At 34.7% G+C, this 8,007-nt stretch carries 9 protein-coding genes; 3 read left to right on the top strand and 6 right to left on the bottom strand.

Translation table 11 applies throughout. The features are described from left to right. Nucleotides 1-134 precede the first annotated feature (134 nt). From E1171_RS12750 to E1171_RS24635, 5 genes are all read right to left on the bottom strand, one after another. Nucleotides 135-767, bottom strand: a complete 633-nt coding sequence (locus tag E1171_RS12750; protein WP_155206391.1) for an NAD(P)H-dependent oxidoreductase — start codon at nucleotides 765-767, stop codon at nucleotides 135-137. A 78-nt stretch (nucleotides 768-845) separates the two neighbouring features. Then, nucleotides 846-1,310 (bottom strand): MarR family winged helix-turn-helix transcriptional regulator, encoded by a 465-nt coding sequence (locus E1171_RS12745; RefSeq protein WP_155206390.1) that lies wholly within the window; start codon nucleotides 1,308-1,310, stop codon nucleotides 846-848. Nucleotides 1,311-1,343: 33 nt separating this feature from the next. Then, complete coding sequence (locus E1171_RS12740) at nucleotides 1,344-1,775, bottom strand: DoxX family protein (RefSeq protein ID WP_155206389.1); 432 nt, start codon at nucleotides 1,773-1,775, stop codon at nucleotides 1,344-1,346. Nucleotides 1,776-2,293: 518 nt separating this feature from the next. After that, entirely contained in the window at nucleotides 2,294-2,671 is a 378-nt protein-coding gene (locus E1171_RS24640) for an NAD(P)H-dependent flavin oxidoreductase (protein ID WP_155206388.1), read from the bottom strand. Nucleotides 2,672-2,696: 25 nt separating this feature from the next. Then, entirely contained in the window at nucleotides 2,697-3,362 is a 666-nt protein-coding gene (locus E1171_RS24635) for an NAD(P)H-dependent flavin oxidoreductase (protein WP_155206387.1), read from the bottom strand. Nucleotides 3,363-3,918: 556 nt separating this feature from the next. Between E1171_RS24635 and E1171_RS12725 the strand changes: the two genes are divergently transcribed. From E1171_RS12725 to E1171_RS12715, 3 genes are all read left to right on the top strand, one after another. Next, nucleotides 3,919-4,464 (top strand): TetR/AcrR family transcriptional regulator, encoded by a 546-nt coding sequence (locus E1171_RS12725; protein ID WP_155206386.1) that lies wholly within the window; start codon nucleotides 3,919-3,921, stop codon nucleotides 4,462-4,464. A gap of 130 nt (nucleotides 4,465-4,594) precedes the next feature. Next, nucleotides 4,595-5,527: an NAD(P)/FAD-dependent oxidoreductase gene (locus E1171_RS12720; RefSeq protein ID WP_155206385.1), complete on the top strand. Its 933-nt coding sequence runs from the start codon at nucleotides 4,595-4,597 to the stop codon at nucleotides 5,525-5,527. Nucleotides 5,528-5,975: 448 nt separating this feature from the next. Beyond that, complete coding sequence (locus tag E1171_RS12715; protein ID WP_155206384.1) at nucleotides 5,976-6,782, top strand: energy transducer TonB; 807 nt, start codon at nucleotides 5,976-5,978, stop codon at nucleotides 6,780-6,782. A 51-nt stretch (nucleotides 6,783-6,833) separates the two neighbouring features. On the opposite strand, the gene E1171_RS12710 is transcribed toward E1171_RS12715, so the two are convergent. Beyond that, a complete protein-coding gene (locus tag E1171_RS12710; RefSeq protein WP_222931491.1) occupies nucleotides 6,834-7,748 on the bottom strand; it encodes a winged helix-turn-helix domain-containing protein in 915 nt (304 codons plus the stop codon). Nucleotides 7,749-8,007 lie beyond the last annotated feature (259 nt).

Here is an 8,007-nt window from a genome sequence, read left to right as displayed (position 1 = left end):
GAGAAGACATTTCGTTTCAACAAAAAAAAAACCAATATAGAAGTAACAAAAAAACCATTAAGGACGGAACTCCCTAATGGTTTCTTTAATTAAAATTGCCCCAATAAGTAAAACAAATTGGTTAAACTACATCCTTAATCAATCACGGTTACTAAGTCTTCTTTTGGTTTTCTAACTTTTTTTAGATTCACTAACCAGTCATTTTCAGTATCTCTATAACCTAGGGTAAGTATTACACAGCTTCTAAGGCCTTTCTCTTTTAGATTTAAAATTTCATCCACTGCAGCAGGATCAAATCCTTCAATAGGCGTACTGTCAACCCCTTCAAATGCAGCAGCAGTTATAGCTTGAGAAAAAGCGATATAGGCTTGTTTTGCAGCATGGTTAAAATTTTCTTCGGCATCTCTTTGTGGATAAGAGCTTAAAAGCATTTGACGGTAATTTTCCCATCCTTCATTTTTAAATCCACGAACGTTATTAACCAGGTCAAACATCTTGTTAATACGGTCTTCAGTATAAGTATCCCAAGCGGCAAATACCAAAAGATGTGAACAATCTGTAATTACCGATTGATTCCAGGCAACAGGTTTGATCTTTTCTTTTATTTCTTGATTAGTTACTACTAAGATTTCAAAAGGCTGTAAACCACTAGAGGTAGGCGCAAGGGATGCTGCTTCTAAAATGTTATCAACTTTTTCTTGCTCTACTTTTTGGCCATTCATGGCTTTTGTAGCGTAACGCCAATTTAATTTTTCTAATAATTCCATGTTATTTATTGTTGTTGTTATGAATTTTCATTTTTAATATAGTTGTCATTACTCTTTGGTATGACCTAACCATTGTTTTTAATTTTTAGTGGAAGACTCACATTTGTGCTGGATAACCGAAAGCCATTCACATAGCATATTCTTTAATTTCTCCATGTCCTCTATTTGGATTTTTTCAGATTCTAAATCCGCAATTAATTTTTCAGGAATAGGAAGCGCTTGGGCTTTCAATTGCTTTCCTTTATCCGTAAGTTGAACAAAAACACTTCTTTCATCCTCGCTGGAACGCTTCCGTTGAATCAGGTCCAATTTTTCCAGACGTTTTAACAAGGGAGAAATAGTGTTGGTGTTCAGGAGAAGTTTTTTAGAGATCTCATTGACGGTTAAATTATCTTTTTCCCACAGTACTAAAAGCACCAAATATTGCGGATAGGTAATACCCAGTTCTTCTAGATAAGGTCTATAGGCCTTAGTAATTAGACGAGAAACAGAGTAAATAGGAAAACAAACTTGTTTGCTTAATTTAAGTTTACTATCATCCATCAATATTGACTGTTTTTAGGTTAGGTGAGTAATTTATTTTACGACATTTTGAGTTCTCCAAGCTTTCCAGGAGCCTGCTGACCACAGGGCCCAGACAATAAGCAGGGGTTGAAAAAATAGTCGAATGAGTCTGGCTTTATCAGAATTCAATACCCCAAAGGCATCTTTGTGGTCTAGGTACTGCGCGATATTGCCAGGGAATATCAAGACAAAAAATATCGCCAGTGCCCAGCCTGCCCTGACTCGTTCTTTTTTCCAAAAGGCTAATGCCAACGCCAATGCAATTTCTACTATTCCTGATAATATGACCACTAGGTCTTTGTCCAGTGGAACCCAATCGGGTACCTGGGCCTGAAAATGTATTCGATTAAAAGTAAGGTGACTAACCCCAGCATAGAGCATTCCCAAGGCTAATAATATTCTAAAAATGTTTTGGGTAAGTGTCGTTTTTATTTCCTTTTTCATGTTGTTCTTGATTAAAGCGCTCAAGATTATATCGTTCGCGACACAAATGTACAAGGTTTTATTTAAAAAACAATTTTTTAATTCGAATTAAGATTGTATTGCCTTGGTGACCGAGTTTCCAATGATAACACAACTTTTAAAGCATTATTGTGTGTATCTCGCTTACATAAGGTAATGCGGAAGCCCTTCATCATTATTTTGACTATTGAAAAAGTAGATTTAAGGCCGCTTCTTATAACCTAGTTGATAGGTATTCATTTGTTGAATTGCTTATTACCCAATCTCTAACCTATCATCGAAACCTGAAAAACTTTAAGGAAAGTCCCACTTATGAGAATGGGGGAAGGGGTCATTTAAAATGCTAATGAAGATGGAGGCAGATTGCAAATGTGCCTGAGTCATGGATTAGGGATGATGAAAGCTTTGGAAGACGTGTTTTCATTCCAATAGAGGACAATCGGGGAGTCTTAAAAAAAACTAGATCGGTTGATTGGCGGGATGCAAGTTTAAAAGGTTATTTATATGCATTTTAGGTTTTCTGTTTCATCTATTAATTCACTTAATATCTCTGTCACTGATTTATTCTTAGCCATTGCGGCAGATTGCCCTGCCCATAAACTCATAAAATCAGTAAAGTCTTTTTCTATGGCAATTTTACGCATGGTAGAAGTTAGACTGTTTTGAATTGGGTAAGGGGGGATTTTAATACCTGATTCTTCTACTGTTTCCATGAATTTATTTTTTATACCTCTTGCCCATTTTCCTGAAAATGTTTTGGTAAGCTTGGTTTCCGTATCAGATGAATTTTTTACCGCTTTTTTGTAAGCATCTGATGCCAAACTTTCTGGTGAAGCAATAAATGCGCTACCGATTTGAACACCCTTAGCTCCTAGCATTAAGGCAGCTTTTATTGTCCTACCGTTATATATTCCCCCAGCTGCAATTACAGGTTTTTTTTATTCTTTCAAATACTTGAGGAACTAAAGCAAATGTACCTACTTGAGGAAGATCCTCATCTTTTAAAAATGAGGCTCTATGCGCTCCCGCTTCAATTCCTTGGGTGCAAATAAAATCAATGTCTTTTTCCTCAAGCATAATAGCTTCTTGAGTACAAGTACAGGAGCCAATTAAAACAATACCTGAACTTTTTAATTTTTCAATAACACTATCACTAAGAATACCAAATGTAAAACTTACGATAGGTACTTTTTCTTGGATAAGAATGTCAATTTGCTCTTCATAACTGAAAAAACTAAGGTCTTTTATAGGCTTTTTTATATATGGGATGTTATTTTTTCCACAAAGGGAAAGTAAAAAATTCTGCATTTCAGTAATTTCCTGGGGGTTTTTTGTAGTGAAATCATTTGCAAAAACATTAACTGCGAAAGTCTTATTGGTTAGGCTTTTTGTCTTGCGAATTAATTCCATACATGTATCAGGACTTAGTCCACCTACAGGGAGTGAACCCAAAACCCCAAAGTTAGAAGCAGCACCAACCATTTCTGGTGAGGTAACCCCTAACATAGGGGCTTGAATTATTGGGTATTTAATTCCTAAAGTTTCAGTTAATTGATTGGGCCAATTCATATTATTAAGTTTTGAGTTGAGGGGTGGTTTTTTTATTGATTAACCACTACTAAATTACTTAGGTTACAAAAGAGTAAAATGTTGGCCCCGTAGCCTTATTGTAAAAGAGCTGAATAATTAATGAAAGCTTATTAGTTCTGGGACGAATTGCCAGAGTTTCAATGGAATTTGCTCTGCTTTTTTGGGGGTAAAAATGGAAGACCTTAAAGCTATGGAATCCTCTACCTGTCATTTATTGAATTAGTTTTTTAGCAATCTATTTCCTATGGTTAAAAATTAAATGATTTTAAGGGCAGGAACACATTATGGACAAGGTAGAGCACATAAAAAATGCTAAAGAAGATGGGGCATTACGGAAAATTGTGTGAGTCAAATACCTTACTTTCTGGTTAAATAAGCCTGTAAAAGTCACTATTATATACAAATAACGACTTATGATTTCTTGATTTAAAGAAATGCGAAAAAGGATATTTATTCTCCATTTCTTAAAAAAAGATAAATTTTTCTTGTCTCAAGGGTGAGACATTTTTACTTTTGTCTCAATAATGAGACATTTATGAAAAACACCAGAGAAAAAATTATTAATGCGGCAATCGAAACTTTGGGTAGAAAACCGTCGGCTACAATGGAGGAGATTGCTGATGAGACCGGCTTGAATCGCAGGACTTTGCACCGTTACTTTAAAGGGAGATCTGATTTGATAGAAGCGATCATTGAACATACAGCCGCCATCTGTTTTTCTAATTTGCAGCATGCATTGAAGGTATCGGATGACCCCCTTCAACAACTTAAGGCAATGTTTTTGAATGATATTAAATGTGGCTATCAGTTCCGTTTTCTTCATGGTTTTAACGAAGAGATTGAAAATAATAAAAAGAGTGCCTCACCGGAATATGCTGAAATGATGAAAAGCTTCAGGAAGCTTTTAGAAATGCTTGTACAAAGAAAATTAACTTCACCCAACCTTACTTTGGATTGGATTGAAAAGCTTTATTTTTCCATGGTTGAAACGGCTATAAAAGCAATAATGGAAGAAGATTATGAAGCAGACAAATGGCATGAAATGGCCTGGCTGTCGTATTGGAATGCCATTAAGCAATAGCCTTCGGATAGCTAGTTTTATAGGTAAATTGTTCCAAAAGCAGTGATAAAGCGCAAGGACATTAAATAGCAACTATAGTTATAATCCTTCATGGTAATATTTTTCTATTTTTAGATAATTTGAAAGCACAATGAAAAATAAAAATATAGATGTGATCATAATAGGTGGAGGCCCGGCAGGCATGAGTGCGGCTTTGGTGCTAGGTCGAAGCAGGATTGATTCTTTGATTTTAAATACAGAAAATCCGAGAAATTTGGTAACTACTCATTCTCATGGTTTTCTTACGCAAGATGGAGTACATCCTTCGGATATTTTTTCCATTGCAAAAAAGCAATTGGAAAAATATCCCTCAGTGGTTTATCGAAAAGAAAAAGCCTTACAAGTGGTAAAAACTCCAAAAGGGTTTAAAGTGATAACAGATTCAAAAGAATATGAAAGTGAACGACTCATTCTTGCGACAGGCCACAAGGATAATGTTGATCAGCTAGGTATTAATGGATTAGAAGAAGTGTATGGAAAGTCCGTTTATCCCTGTCCCTTTTGTGATGGTTTTGAAATGGCCGATAGAAAACTTGGCGTTTTTGGGAATGCTTTTTCGGCTCCCCATTTTGCAAAAGTAATAGCCCATTGGTCGAAGGATCTTATAGTATTTACCAATGGAGAGCCTCTTGAAGAGAAAAGGCTTATCACCAATCTGCAACTTAATGGGATTGAAGTAATAGATAAACCCATTAAGGAATTGGTTTCTATTAATGGGCAATTGAAAGAAGTGGTTTTTCAAGATGGAACCTCTGTTGAGAGGGAGGGGGGCTTTTTATCCGACACGAAATCAACTGCTAGTGTTGATTTCGCTGAGAAATTTGAAATACCCACGGTTGAAGGACATTTTGGACTTACCTTTTATGAGGTTGATGATAATAAAGAAACCAATGTAAAAGGGCTTTATATTATAGGAGATTCAAGGACAGGTTGGAGTGGTATAGTTGGTGCAGCAGCAGAAGGCAGCGAAGTGGGTGCAGCTATTACCCATCAAATTATTGACGAAAGGTGGAAAAATCATTAATAACAGGTGCGGACCTCCTGTTATTAATACAATTTAGGATTGCTAATACCATAACCGTTATTTAGTGCTCCCTTTCAGTTGAATAATTTCCAGAATTAAAGGCAATAGCGGTTTGAATTAGGCTTAAAATCGCTATTCCTTTTATATCTCCTATTGGTTTGAACTTGTAGCTTGCCTCTTACCTCCATAAATTGACCCAAGATTAATACTTCATATTCCTATAAATTGGGTTGTATAAGATTGGAATGTGTTCGAATAAAAAAACCATTTACAAAGCGATAATGTAGACATTGAATGAACTGTTTGCAAGTTTATTTCCTATCAACAATTGTAATGCTTCTAATAGGAATGTTTTACACAAGCTTTACATCATTTTACAATTCATTTACCAAAAAATACTTCAATCTGCGGTTATTTTACTAGCAAGTAATTATAAAATAAATCGCGTATGAAAAAGAGAACTTTAATTCTGTGCACTGTATTAACAACCATCAGTTTAAGTGCCCTTGGTTTTATGAATTGGAATACTATCGAAAAGAAAATCCTAGAAATCCCTGATAATAAAACCGTTGATTCCAACAATGATTATGTAACCACAACAAACGAAAAGGTCAATACTAACTTGTTCTTCGATCTTCATTCCAGGTATATCCACACCATTACGAAAGAAAAATTGGATAAAGCTAAATCAATAGGTGATATTATTCCCAATCACCTGGCAAAAAAGATTGAGGCTTTTCAAACCTTTAAAGTTTCGATTCTAGACAGCAATAAGGAAATAAGTGAAGTTGGTGAAAATAACTTATTGAATGCATCACAAATAAAACTTTTACAATCTGCTAATTACTCTACTAATATTAGTATCAGTGCTAGTTACAGAGCAAAGGATACTGTTTCTCCAGCTTTAAAAGAAGATTATTTGGTATGCTATATGACTATTATTCCTGAAGAAGAAGCAGAGTATATATTCGGCAACGATGTACTGGTCGAATACCTTAAAGAAAACAGTAAAGAAAAAACTTTAATGATAGATCGGGATAAACTTAGACCTGGAAAGATCAGTTTCACGGTAACAGGAAAGGGGACAATTTCTAATGTAAGACTAATGTCAACATCGGGTTATCCTTCTATGGACAAAGAGTTGATTAAGTTGATTACCTATATACCAAAATGGAATTGGAAGTCAGCCATAAATTCGAAAGGAGAAAAAGTTGATCAGGAGCTTGTATTATTTTTTGGAATGGAAGGTTGTTAAGTAATAGGTGGAGGCTCGAATGCCTCCTATTCTTCTTTTTTGTATTTAGAATTACCTAGCATTCATAATAAATTTATAACCGACTCCCCTTATATTTACTATTTTCAGACTTGAATCTGCTCCAAGTTTTTTACGCAATTTGGAGATAAAAACATCTAGGGTACGACCTACATAGTCACCCTCATCACCCCATACAATATTAAGGATATACTCTCGGTTAAGCGTTTTATTTTTTGAAGTGAAGAGCAAATAAAGTAAATCAGCCTCTTTACTTGATAATTCAGTTTTTTCCTTATCATTTGAGAGGATCATGCCCTTTTTGTCAAATTGGTATTTGCCTATAGGGATTATATCCGGATTGGCTTTTTTTAAATGTTTATTCCTCCAGGTATACAAAATTAAACCGATCAATAATAAAATAGATATAATTGTTAAGAGGACATTAAAATAATTGAACTCATTTCTTCTCGAGGATAATAGCTGTGTGGATTGAGAAGGCTTTGAGAGCATTGAGGAAATTTGTTGTTCTGAATTCAAAATTGTAATAAATAGTGCGTAGCAACTTTTAGGCTGATTTCTTGTTTTGCATGGAATCATATCCGGATTAACCGAATTACCCATTTCATAACTATACACTACTTTATTTGATTCGCAGTTTTCAACCTCTACCAAATAACTATTTGCAATTTCAGTTTCCTTAATGACTTGGTTAATTGTAGTTACTAATTCTTCAGGATTAAATTCAAAGTCAGCTTCAAATTGAATCTTGTATTTACCTAGGTCCTTTTCTATTGGCATCACACGCGAAATACTATCACCAAAGTTGAGCAATATTTTATCCCCTATCATTCGCATCACCACTTTGATATGCTGCTCGTTAAAATCCTTCTGAGAATAGTCTTTTGCGTTAACCGAATGGGCACAAATGAGACTTAATAAAATGATTTTAAAATATCTAAAGACCATTCTACAAATATACCTGAGATTTCAACATGTTAAGCCGAATTACAATCATTTTACATTATTTTACACTTCTTAAAACTCATAAGAATGCTCTGATCTTCCTTTAAAATTTGGCATATTAAACAACACTAAATAGGGAGCAGAAAATAAAAAAATAAAGATGGCCTAGTATTTATCAAGTTTCCCATGCCTTATTTCGATAGATCACTAAAGAAGTAAAGTAAGGGTGGAGGTCTTTTTTATGTTTGTTAACATGGGAAAG

Source organism: Xanthovirga aplysinae, assembly GCF_009711365.1.
Classification (GTDB): domain Bacteria; phylum Bacteroidota; class Bacteroidia; order Cytophagales; family Cyclobacteriaceae; genus Xanthovirga; species Xanthovirga aplysinae.
The sequence above is the reverse complement of the archived record's forward strand: the minus strand, read 5'-3'. Positions and strand labels throughout refer to the sequence as shown.